The organism is Aquimarina sp. KJ22-3 (genome assembly GCF_055808215.1).
Genome location: NZ_CM147859.1, coordinates 4,658,505 through 4,678,451 on the forward strand (window position 1 = coordinate 4,658,505; position 19,947 = coordinate 4,678,451).

At 36.8% G+C, this 19,947-nt stretch carries 19 protein-coding genes and 1 tRNA gene; 2 read left to right on the plus strand and 18 right to left on the minus strand.

All coding sequences use genetic code 11. The features are described 5' to 3' along the window. Nucleotides 1-12 precede the first annotated feature (12 nt). From AC0L3Q_RS21360 to AC0L3Q_RS21385, 6 genes are all read right to left on the minus strand, one after another. Entirely contained in the window at nt 13-123 is a 111-nt protein-coding gene (locus tag AC0L3Q_RS21360; protein WP_473282752.1) for a hypothetical protein, read from the minus strand. Next, nucleotides 99-1,115, minus strand: coding sequence for a LytTR family transcriptional regulator (locus AC0L3Q_RS21365; protein ID WP_473282754.1), 1,017 nt, complete (start codon nt 1,113-1,115; stop codon nt 99-101). Before AC0L3Q_RS21365 ends, AC0L3Q_RS21360 begins: the two co-directional genes overlap by 25 nt. 96 nt (nt 1,116-1,211) lie before the next feature. Then, nucleotides 1,212-1,685 (minus strand): hypothetical protein, encoded by a 474-nt coding sequence (locus AC0L3Q_RS21370; protein ID WP_473282755.1) that lies wholly within the window; start codon nt 1,683-1,685, stop codon nt 1,212-1,214. 172 nt (nt 1,686-1,857) lie between these two features. Then, on the minus strand, nt 1,858-2,352 hold the full coding sequence (locus AC0L3Q_RS21375) for a hypothetical protein (protein ID WP_473282756.1): 495 nt from the start codon (nt 2,350-2,352) through the stop codon (nt 1,858-1,860). A gap of 24 nt (nt 2,353-2,376) precedes the next feature. After that, a complete protein-coding gene (locus tag AC0L3Q_RS21380; RefSeq protein WP_473282758.1) occupies nt 2,377-2,658 on the minus strand; it encodes a SemiSWEET family sugar transporter in 282 nt (93 codons plus the stop codon). 30 nt (nt 2,659-2,688) lie between these two features. Next, a complete protein-coding gene (locus tag AC0L3Q_RS21385; RefSeq protein ID WP_473282760.1) occupies nt 2,689-3,093 on the minus strand; it encodes a hypothetical protein in 405 nt (134 codons plus the stop codon). A 304-nt stretch (nt 3,094-3,397) separates the two neighbouring features. Between AC0L3Q_RS21385 and AC0L3Q_RS21390 the strand changes: the two genes are divergently transcribed. Further along, entirely contained in the window at nt 3,398-4,471 is a 1,074-nt protein-coding gene (locus tag AC0L3Q_RS21390) for a hypothetical protein (protein WP_473282762.1), read from the plus strand. 438 nt (nt 4,472-4,909) lie between these two features. On the opposite strand, the gene AC0L3Q_RS21395 is transcribed toward AC0L3Q_RS21390, so the two are convergent. The 7 genes from AC0L3Q_RS21395 to AC0L3Q_RS21425 form a co-directional block, all read right to left on the minus strand. Beyond that, nucleotides 4,910-4,982: transfer RNA gene (locus AC0L3Q_RS21395), tRNA-Met, on the minus strand. 104 nt (nt 4,983-5,086) lie between these two features. Beyond that, nucleotides 5,087-5,269, minus strand: a complete 183-nt coding sequence (locus AC0L3Q_RS21400; protein WP_473282764.1) for a CPXCG motif-containing cysteine-rich protein — start codon at nt 5,267-5,269, stop codon at nt 5,087-5,089. A 3-nt stretch (nt 5,270-5,272) separates the two neighbouring features. Beyond that, on the minus strand, nt 5,273-6,610 hold the full coding sequence (locus AC0L3Q_RS21405; protein ID WP_473282766.1) for a TolC family protein: 1,338 nt from the start codon (nt 6,608-6,610) through the stop codon (nt 5,273-5,275). Then, on the minus strand, nt 6,579-9,806 hold the full coding sequence (locus AC0L3Q_RS21410) for an efflux RND transporter permease subunit (protein ID WP_073319385.1): 3,228 nt from the start codon (nt 9,804-9,806) through the stop codon (nt 6,579-6,581). Before AC0L3Q_RS21410 ends, AC0L3Q_RS21405 begins: the two co-directional genes overlap by 32 nt. Further along, complete coding sequence (locus tag AC0L3Q_RS21415) at nt 9,806-10,972, minus strand: efflux RND transporter periplasmic adaptor subunit (RefSeq protein ID WP_473282768.1); 1,167 nt, start codon at nt 10,970-10,972, stop codon at nt 9,806-9,808. Before AC0L3Q_RS21415 ends, AC0L3Q_RS21410 begins: the two co-directional genes overlap by 1 nt. 163 nt (nt 10,973-11,135) lie before the next feature. After that, nucleotides 11,136-11,594, minus strand: coding sequence for a MarR family winged helix-turn-helix transcriptional regulator (locus tag AC0L3Q_RS21420; RefSeq protein ID WP_073319393.1), 459 nt, complete (start codon nt 11,592-11,594; stop codon nt 11,136-11,138). Between the two features lie 217 nt (nt 11,595-11,811). Further along, nucleotides 11,812-13,737: an ABC-F family ATP-binding cassette domain-containing protein gene (locus AC0L3Q_RS21425; protein WP_473282771.1), complete on the minus strand. Its 1,926-nt coding sequence runs from the start codon at nt 13,735-13,737 to the stop codon at nt 11,812-11,814. A 58-nt stretch (nt 13,738-13,795) separates the two neighbouring features. Here AC0L3Q_RS21425 and AC0L3Q_RS21430 point away from each other — a divergent pair, with 58 nt between their 5' ends. Continuing rightward, nucleotides 13,796-14,182, plus strand: a complete 387-nt coding sequence (locus AC0L3Q_RS21430; RefSeq protein WP_473282773.1) for a DUF983 domain-containing protein — start codon at nt 13,796-13,798, stop codon at nt 14,180-14,182. On the opposite strand, the gene AC0L3Q_RS21435 is transcribed toward AC0L3Q_RS21430, so the two are convergent. From AC0L3Q_RS21435 to porK, 5 genes are all read right to left on the minus strand, one after another. Beyond that, complete coding sequence (locus tag AC0L3Q_RS21435; protein ID WP_473282775.1) at nt 14,179-15,033, minus strand: NAD(P)/FAD-dependent oxidoreductase; 855 nt, start codon at nt 15,031-15,033, stop codon at nt 14,179-14,181. The genes AC0L3Q_RS21430 and AC0L3Q_RS21435 overlap by 4 nt on opposite strands. Before the next feature lie 255 nt (nt 15,034-15,288). Then, entirely contained in the window at nt 15,289-16,179 is an 891-nt protein-coding gene (gene porN / locus AC0L3Q_RS21440) for a type IX secretion system ring subunit PorN/GldN (RefSeq protein ID WP_473282777.1), read from the minus strand. 16 nt (nt 16,180-16,195) lie between these two features. Next, complete coding sequence (gene porM / locus AC0L3Q_RS21445) at nt 16,196-17,743, minus strand: type IX secretion system motor protein PorM/GldM (RefSeq protein ID WP_473282779.1); 1,548 nt, start codon at nt 17,741-17,743, stop codon at nt 16,196-16,198. 49 nt (nt 17,744-17,792) lie between these two features. After that, nucleotides 17,793-18,422: a type IX secretion system motor protein PorL/GldL gene (gene porL, locus AC0L3Q_RS21450; protein ID WP_473282781.1), complete on the minus strand. Its 630-nt coding sequence runs from the start codon at nt 18,420-18,422 to the stop codon at nt 17,793-17,795. A 76-nt stretch (nt 18,423-18,498) separates the two neighbouring features. Beyond that, the gene (porK, locus tag AC0L3Q_RS21455) at nt 18,499-19,872 is read right to left on the minus strand and encodes a T9SS ring complex lipoprotein PorK/GldK (RefSeq protein ID WP_473282783.1); all 1,374 of its coding nucleotides are present in this window, start codon (nt 19,870-19,872) and stop codon (nt 18,499-18,501) included. Nucleotides 19,873-19,947 lie beyond the last annotated feature (75 nt).

A 19,947-nucleotide genomic window follows, 5' to 3' on the forward strand; every position in this document is an offset into this window, starting at 1 on the left:
ATACTATATCCTCTAAATACTCAACCATTGTCTAAACTCGGCAGCTCTATTTTTACTAATGATGATTTCGACATTCTCATTACCCGTAATCAGAATCTTTAACTGACTATTTCCATATCGCACAATCTTTTCGATGGCACTGATACTAATAATAAATTGTCTATTGGCTCTAAAAAAAGCGAGGCATCCAGGCTTTGATACAACTCATCTAAGCTCAAATTTGAAGTGGACTTTTTTCCATCAATTCTAAAAATATAGGTAATACTATTTTCGGTTTGCGCATAAGCTATTTGATCTATTGAGATGGGGACCAATTCATTTCTGATATAAGTAAGAATCCTTTGCTTATCAGCCTTTGCAGTAGTTTCTTCGGTTTGTGGTCGATTGGCTTGCTCTGCAATAATTTGTTGTTGATGTGCAATCAAATCTGTGTTTAACTTCGATAAATTAAACAATTCACTCTCTAGTGCACTATTTTTGGATTCCAGCTGTTTTTCGTAAAGTCCTCCTAGGATGCGTACTGCAAAAAAGGAAAGTAAAACAATAAACCCGCCCATCAAAAGGAGAATTCTATAGTAACGGTTTTTAAGTTGCTGGGTTTGGATAGTGATCTTATCCAGATTAAAATTGGCAGCTACCAATAAATCACTTTCTTTCACAGGAGAGATGTGAACTACTTCAGATTGATGTGTTAACTCATCATCCTTTTTCTGACTTACCAATATATCGTATAATTGATCCGTTCTGTCTTCTTTCTCAAATGCATCCAAAATATTTTGATTAGAATTTACCTTCTCTCCCACTTTGGTCATTTTGGGATGACAGATCAACTTTCCTGACCAATCCATTACCGAAATAAAAGAAGTCATCTCATCGGTATCATTAATGGCAGATTGTACATTTTCCCGTATCACCTTAAGTTCGACACCGCTGGTTAACTGGGTAAATATCAATTGAGCCATCTCGTCGGCTTCTCGGGTACTGGATTCTAGCTGAATGGTAATCAACTGATCAGAACTCTCCATAATAAAATGCTTCACACTAAAAGAGGCAACGATCAAAAAGATAACCGTAATAGCGATGAAGGTTAGTAAATGGAGTTGATCCTTTCTCATAAACAAAATATTTATGAGTAAAATTACTACATTTTTTATGCAAAAACCGAGCTAATGGAAAAGAATAAAGCTACTACCTGGAAATATTACAAATTCTTAAAATTTGGGCTTATTTATTTTCTTTTGCCCATTTTGCTGCAAGTTTCTATGGTTTTTTTGAGGCAATGGCTTCTTTTCTGGAATTTTGGTGAAATCACTCCACCCTGGTTCTTGTGCATTAGTCTGTGTATGATGTTGTTCTTTGTTACGCTCAAGAGGTTGTCGAAGTTCATGAAATAACTTCTCTGTATGATACATTTTGACTGAAGTATCTTTTATAAATGTATCCAGAGCCACTTTCATGCCATCCAAATGCTGATGTTGTATTCCTTCCAGCAATTCTTTTTGATTGGCATTAGAAAATTCTGGCAGCGTTTGTTTGATGTCATTTTGCATCCTATATATTTGATCTACCAACTTGTCTCCAAAATGTTCTTTAAACTGATCGACCTGATTAAATATATCCTGATATTGCTTTGCGATTTGCTGCATTATTTCGTTTGGTCCTTTATGTTCAACTTTCTTGCTCATATTCTTTTATTATGAAATCAACTTTATAGTTAGATGATGATACACTAAGATCTCTTTTTAATATTCCTGAATCTACAGTACGAATCTAAAGATTTGTTTATCTAGTATTACCCAGCGATTAATAAATGGGGGATTTGGGGTAATAGCTGGTCAAATCGTATCAGCTCTATCTCTAAAATGATATTCTACTTATTCGGTTACTGTTGCGGTTAAAGTTTTCCCTAGATTGCTCCAAAGCATTACTTTTGTTTTTCCTAGGAGGTAAAGGAGGAACAGGCTCTTTATATCCTTCTGGAACTTTTGAAAAGTTAGCAAAACTAATTTCTTTATCTTTTTTTGGTCCAGGATTCGAGAATAGCATTTCTTCCAACTCTTTGGAGAGTTTTGGTTTTTTACCTGCTTTAAGATCTTTAATCATCGCCTTAATCTCTTTGTAGAGTGGAGAGCTAGGATAAATGATATGTGCATACCTCCCATCTTTTAATTCTACCAGCTCTACTCCATTTTTCTTACCATGGCTTTTATCAATGTTTTTTTGAAAAGCGGCAAAATTTTTAACATCATGTAAGACAATATCTGCTTTTTTACCATCTTCGGATTCTAATCTATAGATCATCTCCAGATTTTTGACTCTTTTTTCTTCTTGATTGTTTTCTTCTAGTGCCATGTTACTGATAAATTTATGTGTTTTTTATCTCTGTAATTCTTTAATCACCCTTTTGTGATACCAATACTTTTGCCAGATCAAGAAAAGACCTACCAAAGTGGTAATCGCATTACAAATAAGGATAGGAAGACTTTGGATCATAGTTCCATAACTTAACCAACATAACCCTGCCAAGGTATATAAGAGCAGCATTGGAAGAGATAAACCTGTTGTAGATTTGCATTTCCAGGTTTTGTATACCTGGGGCAAAAAGGTGGTAGTGCTTAATGCTGCCGCCAAAAAACCCATGATTTTTACTGTTTCCATAACTTTGTTTATTTATCGGTTGTTGAATCATTAACTGATTCCAAAACCTTTATTAGGTTTTAATTTTTGAATTTTCTTTTTTGTCTTTTTAAGTAAAGACTGTTTTTTAACTTCTTTACCATTATTGACCTTTTTTTGTGCGTTATAAGGCAGCTCACTATTCAGTTTGATAAACTTTTCCAAAAGTCTCTTTTCGTTCAGTCGAGCTTCACTCAAATCATTGATTTTGATATTCTCGCGTTTCGCTATATTGGGTTGAACTGTTTGGCTTTTTACTTCCCGAACAGCAATACGCTCTTTCAAACGACTATGCTTTTCTTTTTGTGTTTTGGGATGTAATTCTTCTTTTTTCACCAATCCAGCCATAAGTTGTATCAACTCTTTTTGAGTGACTTTCCTTTTTTCTGATGCTGTATTTGTTAAAGCTTTTTTCATCCCTTTTGTAATTCCGAAACAGTAATAATGTTTATAAATGCTATCACTCTAATTCAGGAATCAACATATCTAATTTGTCTCCAAGATATATACAGAAATAGAAATCTGTATGCGAGAAGTAATAAGTGGTAAAACTGAAGTAATATTCGATTTCTAAAAATACAATCAACCAGTACATGAGCAATGACAAGCCACCTATTACCTTAATTATCCCAGGTATTACTTTGTGATGTGTATTAGAGGAAAGACCTCCTAATTTGGTCCCAGAATTTAAAAATATAATAACCTAAGAAATTAAGAAATTATGGGATATCAGGATGATTTTTATACAAAAGATAATATTGTAGGATATACTGGAGATATCGATAACAATCCAACAATCTATTTTATGACTGAAAATGATGGGCAGGTAACTGTTGGACATATCACGCAAAAACACGATAACAAAAAAAATGAAGGAAGAGAAACAGTAAAAACTTACTCAACAAAGGAATACAGTCAAAAAAATGAGTATTGTGTAGTAAATAAGAATGGAGAAGCAATAATACTAACAGATTTTAATGAGCGAAATGGCACTAATTATACCAAAAACGATAAAGAAATAAAATTCGACAAGGAAGTATATAAAATAGAATTGGTTTCTGTAGAAAGATTTGGAAAAGAAAAACTACCCCATATTAGCCGAAATCCTTTTACACCAGTCGAAAAGGGAAAAGCACCAAAAGTTTTAGAAGGATGCTTAAAAAAAGAGAATGAAAAACTATTTTGTGTAGAAAACAGAACAGCAGAAGAGAAAAAAATAGAACGCGAAAAAAAACTAAATCCAGGATTTGACAATGACTTAACTCTTGAAGAAATTTTAAAGTATGATTTTAAAAAAACTACAAAAATTGAACCAAAGAAAAAACCGGAACTTCCTATAGTTGCTAGTAAAGACATGGTTCAAAAGAGAAAAACAGAAAAAGATACAAATAAAACAGAACTTGAATTTTCTTTAGATGATTTTATGCCCAAATCAAAAAAGGAGACCAACAAAACACAACCCGAAGTCTCTTTGGATAATTTTATGCCCAAATCAAAAAAGGAGACCAACAAAACACAACCCGAAGTCTCTTTGGATAATTTTATGCCTAAATCTAAAAAGGATACGAACAAAGTGCAACCTGAAGTTTCTTTAGATGATTTTATGCCTAAATCTAAAAAGGAGACCAACAAAACACAACCTGAAGTTTCTTTGGATGCTTTTATGCCTAAATCAAAGAATAATCCGGTAACAAAAGTAACGAGAACTGCTCCTAACACCAGAATTCAACGGGATAAAACAAATAACACCAGACAAAGACGAAACAGTTCTAAAGGCCCTTCGAAACAGTTCTAAGGGTTATTAATAGAAAATAGGTTTCCTTATAGTCAGGGAATCGGCCGGCCAACAAAACTGACTAAAGAGAATGATATACTTCTTTAAAATGTAAAATTAAAAGTTGCTAGCTTTCTTTTGGTAGTGGGAGCGGGATTCCCTTCGACTCGTACCTCAGTATTGCACTGAGCTAAGTCAAAAGACTCAGGGTAAACTTCTAGTCCCGTCAAGGCTAACTAACCTTCAACAATAAAAAAAGCTTTACATTTCTGTAAAGCTTTTTCTTCGTAGCGGGAGCAGGATTAACTCCCTTCAGTCGTTGGACCTTTGTAGTGTGCTTGTACAAAGAAAACCAGCGATGCAGAGCATCACAGTTTTTTATACCCTACAATCTTTGATGCAAAGCATCAGATTTTCGGGTATAAAAAAACCAGTTGTTTTCACAACTGGTTTTCTTCGTAGCGGGAGCAGGACTCGAACCTGCGACCTTCGGGTTATGAGCCCGACGAGCTGCCTACTGCTCTATCCCGCGCTATTGGACGGCAAATATACAACCATTTTTATTTTATACAACACTATTTTTACTAAAAATTAATAAAAAATAATACAAGTAACTATCAATAGTCGCATAACACCTTACTGTTCAATACTTATCGCATCAAAACTGATCAATTCCTGGTCTTCAAACCTGGGGTGTAATTCTATAGGATTACAGCATACTTCGCAATCTTCTACATACACCTGGTATGGAATTGAAGGATCCAGCAGCATCGAAATTTGCTCCCAGCAATACGGACATTGAAAAAAATGTTCAAACATCTTTTAAAATTCTATATTCAATAATTGCCCTGTAAGTTGTAACAACTGTAGTTCTGCAATCTTGGCATCATACTTTGCCAGATTTTTATTGGTCTGTGCATTAATCAAATTAATTTGAGCCAATCTAAACTCGATGGATGTAATCTGTCCTAGTTTAAAGCGTTCTTTGGATCTTTCAAAATTATTTTGATTGGTAATTACATTCTGCTGCTGGATTTCATACACCTGTAATCGGTTTTCATAATTACCCAGCGCATTTGCAATATCTCTTTTAACCTCCTGCTCTACTTGTCGCTGTTGGATCTCAGTGTTCTCTAAGGTTATCTTCGCGTTTTTGATTCGGGTTATTGTAGATCCTCCATCAAAAATATTCCAACTTAGATTCACCGATGCCGATAATCCATCAGATATCGAGGTAGCCAAGAAAGCCGCCGCGTTGTTATTATTTTTGTTCCAGCCATACGTTCCTGTCAGGCCAACTGTAGGCAAATACCCGGATTTGCTCACTTTTACATCATACTCATTGATCTTGATCGCACTTTGATTACGCAGAATCCTCACGTTATTCTCCATAGCCTTTTCCATAAAACTACTGATCTGTAATTTATTGATAAAACTTACCGTGGTATCTACTTCAAACGACTGAGCCAGCTCATTGTCCAAGATCAAATTCAGATCACGTTTTGTATTCAAGAGCTGTTGTTTTGCATTAATGAGATTGATACTATCATTAGCCACATCTACCTGAGCATTGAGCACATCTAGCTTGGTATTTTGCCCATAATCAAACTGATAATTCGCTCGGGTAATTCGTTCTTGAGAGATACGAAGGGTTTCTTCCAAAATCTCATTATTTTCGGTAAGCCTGGCAATTTCAAAATAGACAGTAAATAGTTGTAACAAGGTATTCTCGATAGTCTCTCGAGCTTGAAGCTCTGTAAGATTATATTGCTCTTTCAGCCGTTTATAATTGTAAAAACGCCCTAAACCATCAAATAGCGTATAGTTAAGATTCACCGACGCATTGTAGCGATCACTTTCAGCACCATTCAGCACATTTGTCTCGCCATTAGCAAATTGAGCTTCGATATTATCTCTATTGTATACCGCAGATGCATTCCCTGATAGCGTAGGTAAATAGCCTGAATTGAGAACACTTTTATTGTTTTCGGCAACTTCGATGTCATTGGTAGCCAAAATGATTCCAAAGTTGTTTTCTAATGCTAATCGTATTGCCTCCTGTTTGGTCAATTTTTGAGCAACCACTCCAGACCCCATCAACAGAAAGAAAACAAATTGTGCAACCGATCTAAGCTTCCTGTAGTTCTTGGTGTTCTTCATGAGTTTCATTTTGTTCTTTAATCGCTCGTTCTACTTCTTCTTTGGTTATTTTATTTCCGGTAATCAACCATTTTGTAGATACTTTTACACTATTGTTGAATGACAAAAACAGTGGCAACACCAGCAGTGTAAGCACTGTAGCAAATCCAATTCCATAGGCTATAGAAATTGCCATCGGGATTAAAAATTTTGCTTGTCGACTTTCTTCAAAAATCAAAGGTGCTAAACCGGCTATTGTAGTTAAGGATGTTAGGAAAATAGCTCTAAAACGGGATCTTCCTGCTTCATAAATGGCATGATCAAAGGTCATTCCCGCTCGCAGATTACTATTGAATTTACCTATGAGGACGAGGCCATCATTCACCATAATTCCGATCAATGCTACAATCCCCAACAACGATAAAATATTGATTGGAAAACCATGTATCCAGTGTCCTAATGCCACTGCCGGAAGACTTAAAGGAATCAATAACAGCAACAATAAAGGCTGGCTATAACTACGGAAAGTAAATGCGATGGTGATATAGATCAATACCAAAACTGTTAATCCTACCGGGCGTAACGATCCTAAGAATTTTCCTGCCTCTCTATTTTGGCCTTCGTACGATGGAGTTACCGTAGGGTATTTGGCTATAATTTCTGGCATAATATCATTTCTGATCTCCTCCAACACATCGGTAGAACTTGTCGCTTCCGGGTTTTTAAGATCTGCAGAAATTTGCACTTCTCGCCTTCCTTCGAGGTGGTTTACCGCTACATCTCCTCGCTCTATGCTATAATTTGCAATTTCGCTCAAAGGAATCTTTTCTCCAGAGTTCGTTGCGATTCTCATATTATCCAAATCCAGGATCGAAGAACGGTTTTCCCGATCATAACGTACCCAAACCCGTATTTCGTCTTGCCCACGTTGAAAACGCTGCGCCTGCACTCCAAAGAATCCTGATCGCACCTGTGCCATCACATCTCTTAGATTTAAGCCCAAGGCATATGCATTTTCTTTAAGTTCAAGACGTACCTCTTTGATACCTGCTGGGTCATTATCGGCTACATCTTTTAATCGATCATCATCTTCCAGTACCTTTTTGAGCTCTGCCTTGGCCGCTTTTAGTTCCTGAATATTATTTCCTAATAAGGAAACCGATACCGGACTCCCTCCAAAATTACCACCAGAACCAAATATCAATCGCTCGGCTCCAAATACAGGACCTACTTTTTGACGAATGCGGTTGGCAACCAAACCAGAATTGATGGCATTTGGTCTTTCTTCTCCTGGTAGTAAGTTAATTCGTAAAGAGGCATCTGAAGATGATGTTACTCTGCGGATCACATTTTCAAACAGTACTTTACCTTCGTATTCTTCATCTTGTAGATACTCTTCCGTCAATTCCTGGTTGACGATCCATGCTTTTTCTTCAATAATAGAAATAATGGAGTCGGTAATTTTCTCATTGGTACCATTGGGCATACCCAGATCTATCGATACGGCATCACTAGCAATACGTGGAAAAAATGCCGTTCGTACAATTCCACCTCCAATACTACCAATAGTCATGATCAATAAAACCAGAAATATAGAAAAGGTAAACAGTTTATTTTGCAGCGTAAATCGTATAGCTGGGCTGTATAAATTATCTCTAAGCCAACGCATAATACGATCCCCAAATGTGTTGATATAGCGAAGTTTGGCAAAAATCTGAGCAATCCCTTTCTTTGGACTATTATCTTGTGGTTTTAGTGCTTTTGAGTGCGCCAAGTGAGCAGGAAGAATAATCAATGCTTCGACCAGCGAAACCGTAAGTGTAAGTATCACAATAACTGAAACCTCTCCAAAGAAATCTCCGATCCGCCCATCCAGGAATAAAAATATCCCAAAGGCCAGAATGGTAGTGATTATGGCAGAAATAATTGGCGGAATCACTTCCATCGTACCATCGATCGCCGCCTGAATCGGACTTTTCCCCCGTTCATAATGCTGGTATATATTTTCTGCAATCACAATACCATCATCTACCAATATCCCGATCACGATAATCATCCCGAACAAAGACAATACATTGATGGTCACATCAAAAGAACCTGCAAAGACAAACATTCCCAAAAAGGCAATAGGCAATCCAAACGCTACCCAAAATGCTAATCTTGTGTTCAAAAACAACGACAAGAAAGTCAGTACCAGTAGCATCCCGATAATTGCATTTTCGGTCAAAAGCTTGGTTCGTTGCACTAGTGTGATTGAACGATCACTAACCACATTCAACTCAACATTATTGTACTTTTGATTAAACTCTTCGATGTAGGCTTTTGTTTTCTCTGCCGACGAAATCAGATCTTCGGTATTGGTACTGGTAATCTCAATATTTACGGATAAATCTCCATTAAAATAAGTTGCATTTGGCGTTTCAGAAAAACGATCTCTAATTTGTGCTACGTCTTTTAAGCGTATGGTATTTCCTGAGGACTCGGCACGGATGATCAAATTCGAGAGTTCGTTTCCATAATACGATCGATTATTGGCCCGAATCAAATACTCTTCTGCATCGGTCTTGATGGTACCTCCGGTAGTTAAAATATTAGCTTGACTAACGGCTTGAGCTACTTGATTAAAACTTAGATTATATGCCAGTAAACTATTTTCATTTACTGCAATTTCTATTTCTTCTGCCGGATATCCAGAAATGGTGATTTGAGAGATCCCATCGATCCCTCTAAGATCGTTTTCTATTTGTCTGGCGATTTGTTTTAAGGTAATTAACGGAATATCCTTTCCACTCACTACAAAATTGATAGTAGGTCGAACCGCTTCCTGTTTGGCCACCACTATAGGTTCCATCCCTGTAGGAAAAGTAGGTACACGATCTACAGCATTTTTGACTTCTAACAGCATGAAATCAATATCCTTACCTTTTTCGATTTCTACATTGATATTTCCGCTGTTTTCTCGGGATGTCGAGGTCACTCGTTCTACACCTTCAAGTCCTTTGAGGTTGTCCTCGATCTTTAATACAATCCCTTCTTCTACTTCCAGAGGTGAAGCTCCCGGATAAGTAATGCTAATATTAATATTCTTAGAATCGGTAAGTGGGAAAAATGAAGATTTAAGTGACAGCGCACCAAAAACTCCAAAGATCAGAAAAGCAATCACAATGACATTTACCGCCACATGATATTTGATAAAATATGCGATGATTTTTCTCATTACTGGGCTGCTTTTCTATTACTAATTGCTCGTCCTTGCCCTTTCTTTTCTGGGGTTTTACTGCCAAACACAGATACCAGCATTCCTGCATAGGCTCCCGGGACGGCCTTGGACACCATGATAGTCTGATCTGGAATTCCCTTAAGTACTACTTTTTTATCCGAAAAATATACAGGTTGTACATCTACCACATCCAAAATACTATCGCGAACTACAAATATTTTATTCCCTTCCTGAAGCAGACTTCTGTCTATTTCAATAGCGTTTTCTTCATTTTTCGCATCCAGATTAGCTTCAAGATACATTCCTTCTCGTAGTGAAGATTCTGATACCTGAATAAAGGCGGTGATCGTTTGCGTAGCCTGGTCCACTCTTCCGTTAATACGGATTACCTGACCACTATACGTTTTGGTTTTGTCCAAATTGGTAAGTGCTACTGATTTGCCTACTTGCAGTAGATCTCCATATTCTTTACCTACAGCAACTTCCATTTCGTATACATCGGTATTGATATATTCTCCCAACTTTTGCCCCTGACGTATCAAGGTACCTTCGTTAACCAAAGCCTCGGTAAGTACACCATCAAAAGGCGCAGTTATGGTATACTTGGCCAATCGCTGCTCCAAGTTCTTTACGTTATAATAGGTAGTGTAGATATTTCTTCCGGTAATAAAGTATTTTTCTTTTTCTGAAGAGGTTTCTGGCAACTCTGGGGTTACCTTATTCATATCTAACTGATTAAGATATGTTTGCCATTTGTCGTATACCTCTGGATAATCCAGTCGAAGATCTGGCATTATCGACGTCACCAGATTATATAGGTTACTTTTGGCAGACTGAACGCTTGCATAATATTCTGAAGCATCTATTCGTATTAACGCCTGTCCTCTCTTGTAATTTTGTCCTGTTTTGAACAACTTGGATCCTCCTTTGAAGACTCCTTGAACCTCTGCGTATAACTCTAATCTTCTTTTGGCCGTGAGATTACCATTGGCTTGGATCACTATAGGCACAGTCTTATTCTTAACCGTATCTACAAAAACGGTTTTTACAACCTTTGGTGGTTTTGGTTTTTGTCGTTTGTTACTATCGATCAGCGTAGAGGCAAAAAACACTGCACCAATAACCAACAACACTCCCAATATAGCAAGTATTACGTTTCTCATAAGTAGTTTTGTTTAGGCTTTTCCCGAGAAAAACTGCACAAAGCTATCAACAACCTAATTAGGTTGCAGTTAAAGAACTCATAAAAATTACATGAGGAATTCTTTAACAAAAAAGCATCTGTAAACAGATGCTTTTGAATGAGTTACTTATTTTTATAGACTATTATTCTTCTGCTATTTCAGCTATTTTGCCTTTTACTTTTTTCAATACATTGATCAAAACTTCAATTTCTTCGTCGTTTAGGCTTTCCTGAACTGCTGGAATAAGATCGTACATTATTGGCTGTACTTTCTGAATTACCTGCTTTCCATACTCCGTTAAAAAAATACGATTTACTCTTCTGTCATTTTCATCGCTTTTTCTAACCACCAGGTCTTTACTCTCCATAGAATTAACCAGACGTGTCATTGATGTTTTGTCTCGATGCGTGATGAACGCCAAATCATTTTGGGGTTGCCCGTCATTTACATTCAATCTTTTTAGAACACTCCATTGCTCTTTAGACAGGTCCAATCCATTTTCTGTAAACGCTTTTTGTACTAGGAATCCAAAATCGTAGTGAATCTTACCAACCCAAGATAAGGCATGAGCATTCAAATCAATGGCTTTTGTATTATTCATAAATACTGTTGTTTAATTTTTGATACAAAAATATCCATAAAAATCTAGTTGCTACTGTCGCTAACCATAAAAATATCGTAAAAGTAACATTGGGTTTTTTCGGGAATTTCAAATTCTCCCTTATCTTTCTGTTTGATTCTCAAAAAACAGAACGGCTAGCTCAAAAAAAGAAAATTAATTGAGTAAATATTGAGAATTAGATAAAAATTAAAGCGTTCTATTGACTGGTCAACAAGTCAATCTCTTCTTGAAGAATTTCCCAATTATCCATTAATGCTGCCAACTCATCTTTTTTTGCCTGATACGTATCAAAAAAGTTAGGTACAGCAACGGTTTGGTCATAGTTAACCGCAAGTTCGACATCTATTTCTTTGATTTCTTTCTCCAACTTATTAATTTTTGCTTCTACATTGCTTAGCTTGTTATTCAACGATTTCAGTTTCTTTTGATCCTGATAGGATTGTTTTGCAGTCTCTTTGGAATCAGTAACTTCTTTATGTTGAATTTTATCTTTCTTTTCTATTTCTCGTAAATCAGCCACCTTACGCTGGTCCAGATAAAAATCGATATCCCCCAGATACTCTTTTATGTTTTTATTTTTGAACTCATAAACGGTATTAGTAAGTCCCTGAAGAAAATCTCTATCGTGAGACACCAGGATCAAAGTCCCTTCAAAACTTTTTAAAGACTCTTTTAATACGTTTTTTGATTTAATATCCAGGTGGTTGGTAGGTTCATCCATCACAAGCACGTTAAATGGCTGTAAAAGCAATTTACATAGCGCCAATCGATTTCGTTCTCCTCCAGATAATACCTTTACTTTTTTATCGACTTCATCTCCTCTAAACAAAAATGCTCCCAACATATCACGAACCTTGCTACGATTTTTTTCGTTGGCCGCATTGACCATAGTTTCGTGAATAGTAAGCTCCCCGTCTAAATATTCTGACTGATTTTGGGCAAAATACCCTATTTGCACGTTATGTCCTAGCTTGAGGGTACCTGTATGCTCAATCTCATCGATGATAATCTTGGCCAGAGTTGTTTTTCCTTGACCATTCTGCCCCACAAAAGCAATCTTGGACCCTCGTTCTACCAAAAGGTTAATGTCGTTCAAAATCTCTTTCTCTCCATAGGATTTCCCAACAGTTTCTGCTTCGATAACCACTTTACCGGGTTGTACACTTACCGGGAAACGAACATTCATAACCGCATTATCGTCTTCATCAACTTCAATACGTTCTATCCTATCCAGTTTTTTGATCAGAGATTGCGCCATCGAGGCTTTTGAGGCTTTGGCACGAAACTTCTCGATGAGCTTCTCGGTTTGTTCAATCTGTTTGGATTGATTCTTCTGTGCTGCTAATTGCTGTTCTCTAATTTCATTACGCTGCACTAAATATTTTGAGTATGGGGTATTGTAATCATAAATACGACCCAAGGATATTTCGATAGTACGATTGGTTACATTATCCAAGAACATCTTATCGTGTGAAACGATTACAACGGCTCCTGCATAACTCCTTAAGAAATTTTCTAACCATATGATAGATTCAATATCCAGGTGGTTGGTAGGCTCATCCAGTAGTAAGATGTCGTTATTTTGTAATAACAATTTAGCCAATTCTATACGCATTCTCCATCCACCAGAAAAAGTATCTGTCAATCTCCCAAAATCCTCTCGAGCAAATCCCAATCCCTGGAGTACTCTCTCAGTATCTCCTTCATAATTATATCCTCCTATAATCTCGTAATGCTGTGTAAGATCACTTAATTCGGTAATCAGTTCGTTATAAGAATCACTCTCGTAATCGCTACGCTCGGCAAGTTGCGCATTGATTTTATCCATTTGCCGCTCTGCCTTCTTAATTTCGGTAAAAGCTTCATAAGCTTCCTCCAACACGGTTCTCCCCTGCACAAAATCGATATCCTGCTTCAAGAATCCGATGTTTATCTCCTTATCCAGGGCTATTTGGCCTGAATCAGGTTCTTGTTCTTTAGACAAAATTCTGAGCATAGTAGATTTTCCAGCTCCATTCTTCCCTATCAAGCCAACACGGTCTCCGGCATTTAACCGAAAACTGATTTCTTCAAACAGATATTCTCCTCCAAATGATATTGATAGGTTATGTATGTTTAACATGAGCTTTTGAATATTTTGTGCAAAGATGATTATTTTTGTGTTAGCATAAAAGGAACATATGAACTTCTTAAAAGGCACAAAAATAAATAGTATTGTAAATGGCAGTTGCCCTGTATGTCAACAGGAAAGCATGTACCAAAATTCAAATCCCTATAAACTAAGCGAAACCTTAAAAATGCGGGAGCGTTGTGGTCATTGCCATACTAAATACAAAATTGAACCTTCCTTTTTTTATGGAGCCATGTATGTAAGTTATGCAGTAGGAATCGCTTTCGCTGTAGCAGCATTTGTGATCTCTAATTTGCTGTTGAAACTGAATTTGTTACATACATTTTTTGCGATTGTAGGCACCTTGGTAGTGTTTATGCCAGTAATCATGAGGTTATCCCGAAATATCTGGATCAATCTCTTTATGCATTATGATAAAGAAAAAAGCTGGTCTTAATTACCGAAGCGTTTGATATCCATTTCTATGGGCAAGGGGACTTCATTTTCTATAAATTGATATAGTTGGTCTGCTATTGTAGGACCAATAAGTATCCCTCTGCTTCCTAAACCATTCAGAATATACATATTTTGATGTATTGAGTGTACCCCAACCAAAGGCCTTCTATCCTTTGTCGTAGGTCGAATTCCTGCTACTTGCCCAACAATTTGATACGGTGTTTTAAGGATTATGTCCAATTTTCTGATCAATTCCTCTCTTGCCGAAGATGTGGGCTCTGGTGTTTTATCCTGATTATTATAAGTAGCTCCAACTTTATACACATCATTTCCCTGAGGAATAATAAAAACCGATGATTTTATAGCAACATCCAATTCTAAAGACTCGCATTTGATCAGAAGATACTCTCCTTTATTACCTACCAAAGGCAAATCATTGAAAAAAGGATTGTTCTTCACGCCAAATCCTTCAGTAAATACAATATTCTTGGCTTTGTAATCTTTGTATACCACACAATCTTCTTCTACCATCAATTCTGAATACTCAAAAGAGTTCTGAACAAAACTATCCTTCTGAGTCAAGTAGTCTGCATAGGAAGTCAGCATTTTTTCAACTTCAATTTTCCCTGTCTGTTTTACCTTACCATACTGAAAAGGAACATCCAAAGCCTCATTGGTATTGGGAATAAGATTTGGAGATAAAAAGTGTTTTAGAATTGGTTTATCGCTCGCTTCAAACCATGAATTTTGCTCTTCTGCCGAGTTGAATCTTCGTAGTACCGGAAGGTCATTCACAAGTTGTTCTCCCAACTTGGCTTCAACGTTCTTATAAAAAGGCACTGCTTTTTCCATTTGGTCCAAAACATTCCAAGCGGCCGTGAATCGCTTTAAAATTACTGGGTTGTAAATACCCCCGCAACCCTGGAAGATCGTTGAGAAGCGTTTTCAAATACCACAAACGATTTATTATGATCTTCTAGTTGCTCAACAAAAGATAAGCCTGATAATCCGAAACCAACAATAATATAATCCAACATGCTGCAAAAATAAAAAAACGCCCGACTAATAGTCGAGCGTTTTTTATATATCTCTTAGATATTATGACTTTTAATAAGACCACATATCCAGTTCGAAATTTCGAATACTTTCTTTAATTCGCTCACTTTCCAGAAGCTGCATCAGGGCATTATCCACGATATAATCTTTGATCTCGCGGTCACCTTGTTCGTTGTCTTCCTTGTATATAATCGAATTAAATCGTCTCGCATTTAAAATATGATCCAGAGTAAATGGCATGGATGTGTTTCTTCTATTAAATGCAGATGTATTATGAAGAAGTTCTCTTACATCTGGGTACCACACCCAAAATAAAGCTACCATATCCGGCTCATCATCATCGATAAAGTTTACGTCTGGAGCTACTGGAGCCAACCCAAGTAAACGATATCTCAACTCTCCCTGGCGCTTATCAAAGTACCAATATCCTCTAATTTTATATTCTGCAATATCAGCTGAAGTAATATCCCTTCTATTAATATATTGAGGATCTACTTGCTCACCAGCATTATATTGCTCATATCCTAAATCCGTAGTATCAATCCTAGACATGGTAGATTCCAAATCCTGGAATGTACGAGTTTCTGTAAAATATGAATCTGAATAAATATTCTTAATCTTACCGTTTCTGATATTGGTCACCAATACATCATACAATGAACGACGATTAACTCCAATATTATTGGTATCTATAGGATAATATAGTGGGAAATTGATTCTCTCATCAAGGTCTATCTTTTCCCAAGTAGTCTTAGCCCATAACACATCACGTTTATCAACATAACCATACTCTAATGGATGGTCATTATCATAAAGGATCTGTTCTTGTGTTTTCTTTCCTATCTCTGCAGGCTCTGATGCATTCAAAACATTAGCCTGACCATACGAAAGATGACAAACAACCAAGCCAAGAACGGTTAATACTAAGTTTTTCAAATTCATAACTCTTAAGTTTATTTTAGTTAGTTAACTCAACAATTACCGGAGATATTTTCTTCAATCTATATCCAGCGTTTGTAGTTAACTGCGCTTTTATATCAATAATCTGCACAGAAGATCCTCTTTTTGCCTTACGTAATGCAGACTTCGCTTTAGAATCTAATCTACCTCCACGTACACTTACTGTTGGCTGACCTTCTACCTTAAATTTAAATCCAGTTACTTTCAATTTGATATCAAAGTCAAAGTCTGGTAAGATCGCACCGATAGACGATATTTGTAACGCATTTCTAGCCATTTTTATTGCACCGTCTTCTCCACGTACAGTTCCAACTGGTCTAGGAATATCCTTAATTCTAAATTTCTTACTATCGCTTACAGTAGTACCGTTTGGTAATTTACCGCTTACTTTAATGCTTACTTCACGTCCTTTAACCGCAGTTACATTCATCATGTATTTACCAGCTCCTCCAACTTTCTTCAATCCTGTAGCCGATGCATTTACATTAGGCACACCAGGAATAGAGATCGTCATTGGGTTGTTTACACCACGATATACAACGTTCATTTTATCTGCAGAAATTACCGCCGAATTTGGCTTTGGAATTACTGCATAAGAACTTTTAATAGGAATACTTACTACAGAATCTCCTTCTTTAAACTGAAGCTCTCCTTTTACGTCTCTTTCTCCTACGTTTCCTGCAGGGAAATCTAACATAATTTGTCCGTTCTCAACTTTAGTTTGCTCTCTTCCGTTTACTTCTACTTTTGTAGGTTTCAAAGTAGCATCAAAACGTCCTAAAACAATTCTTCCTTTGAAGTTCTCACCACTAAAGAAAGCCGTCTTGTCTGGAACAACAATTGCTTCGTAATTACTAAATGATAATTCTGACGCTTGCTGACCTGCTAATAATGCAGAAAGTACTTTACTTTCTGTAGTCTTAACATCAGCTTGCATTTGTGTAAGCTTTGTTAAAGAAGCTACTAATGGGAATCCTTCAAAGTTGTAGTTCAACCATTTTTTAGATACTCCTGATCTGTCTTTAACATCTCCCGTTGCAAATGTTTTTTCTACATCTGCCGCAACAGCAGCATCTACTTCTTTTACTTCTTTGATAGCTGCAGAAACACCATCACGGTATTTAGATATGTTATCTATAAACTCTTGCGCTGCCGCAGTAGTTTTTCCTCCTTCAAAGAATTTTTGATCCAAGGTAAGTGACTTATCCATTGTCTCATAATCCGTAGGATCACTTAATCCTTCAGTGATTTCAGTTTTTAACTGATCAATGTAAGCATTGAACTCGTTAGAAAGCACACTAATTTGATCTGCTTTTTCTTTAAGAGGTGTATACTTTTCTGGTTGCTCTGAAACTTTTTCGGCTAAACCAGCCATAAATGCCGTATTACGCTCTGTAGCTATGGTATTAGATTCGGTTAACTTTTCGTTCATTAATCCAAATGCTGATAATACTTCTTTTGACATGTTTAGTGCCATCATTGCGATGAAAACCAAGTACATCAGGTTAATCATCTTTTGCCGTGGGGACAATTTTCCTCCTGCCATATTCTTCTTAGATTTTGGTAGTTATATAATTATACTCAACTATTTAATGTTAACCTCTGTTCATTGCAGTTAACATACCACCATATACTCCATTAAGAGAAGAAAGGTTCGTAGCAAGATTCTCCATTTGTTGCTTTAATTGCTGTGCATTTGCTGCAATTTGCTCGTTAGCTTCAGCTTGCTTCGCAGAAGATTCTAATTGTACCTTGTATAAGCTGTTTAATGACTCTAGGTGAGAAGCAGCAGCAGCCATCTCTTCACTGTATTTCTTAGTTCCCTGGATAGCATCTACAGTAGGAGAGATATTTTTTGCAGCACCTTCGAAGTTACGGATACTTTCTCCTAAGCTATTCATCAAACTAGAATCTACTCTAGCTTCTTTAAGCATTTCGTCTAATTTCTTAGATAATAAACCTTCTGGAGTTTCCTCTTTTTGTTTCTTATCTTTCTTTTGTCCTCCAGCTAATTCTGGATATACAAGAGACCAGTCTAGTTCGTCGTCTACTGGTTCGAATGCAGAAACTGTAAATACGAATGCTTCTGTAATAAGACCAATGATAAGCATTTGGTTACCAAATGGCCAGTGCATAATCTTAAAAAGTGCACCAAGAATTACAACGGCCGCTCCTAGACCGTATACCATGTTCATTAACTTTTTGCTTGCTTTTGAATTTGCCATAATAAAATGTGTTTTGTTTTTTAAATCTAAATTTTAAAAAAAGGGTTAGTAATTAAGTTGATAGAAAATTTTGGGACTATTTCTGATTCACAGTGTTATCTTCTCCAGTCGCGTCAGTACCCATGTAGTCCTGAACGGTTCTGAATCCAATATAACTTCTTGCTGAATCCGCATATTCGTAATCTCTGGTACTTACCTGTAGGAAGTAAGCAACATCTTTCCATGAACCACCACGAACAACTTTACGTTTATTCTCGGAGTCATTAACATTCGGGTTCATAGACGAAACAAACTCATATGCAGAAGGGTCATAAGAAGACTGCACCCACTCAGAAACATTTCCTGCCATATTATACAGGTTGTAATCGTTTGGGTCAAACGTTTTGGCTTCTACAGTATATAAAAAGTTGTCGGCTGCATAATTTCCTCTAAGAGGCTTGAAATTAGCAAGGAAACAACCTCTGTCATTTAAAGCATAAGGACCTCCCCAAGGGTAGGTTGCAGACTCTAAACCTCCGCGAGCCGCATATTCCCATTCTGCTTCGGTAGGAAGTCTGAAGTAATTTACAAACTCCTTACCTTTTTTCTTTTGAAATGTATTTTTCTCGATAGTTCTCCATCTACAGAAGGCCTTTGCTTGTTCCCAAGAAACACCTACTACAGGGTAATCATCGTACGCACTATGCCAGAAGTAATCATTATGCATAGGCTCATTATATGAATATGTAAAATCTTTAATCCAAACCGTTGTGTCAGGATATACCTTGATCACTTCTTCTTTTACGAAATCTTTTCTTCCACCTTTTCTAGCTCGTGCCGCAGCCTCGATATCCATCCAGGTAAATCTAAATTCGTATTTACTTACATCTAGTGTACGTCTTCCATTATAAGATTCTTCTAATGGGATGTACATGGTATCCATAACCTCAGCGTAGTACTCATCTGGATAATCTTCAATATCCCAAACGATATCTACGTCTTTGTTTAGTTTTCTTCCTTCGTAACCAGTTTCTCCAATACCGCTATAATTTTCATACATATATTTTTCGTATGGAGTCATATCAGTAGTATCCGCATCCAAAAATGCAAATTCTCCGATACCTTCATCTTCTGGCACTTTACCAAGATCATCGGCCATAATTGCCAGTCGTGTTCGGATAATAGAATCTCGAACCCAGTTCACAAATTGACGATACTCACTATTGGTAATTTCGGTCTCGTCCATGTAGAAGGAACGAACGGTAACCATCTTTGTTGGTGCGTTTGCCAACGCCGCTTTGTCATCATCTGACTTACCCATAATAAAAGAACCTCCTGGAATTAGGGCCATTCCGTAAGGCTTTTCTGGGTGCCATTTTTTCCCTTGCGCTCCAACCAGTTCTCCTCGGTTTCCTCGACCACAACTATAGAGCATTGCTACAATAGCAAAGAGTGATACAAATTTCTTCATAACGTGTTTTAGGTTAAGATCTTCTAGATTTAAGGACGTAAACCTATTTATTTATTTTCAGAAAAACAATTTTTT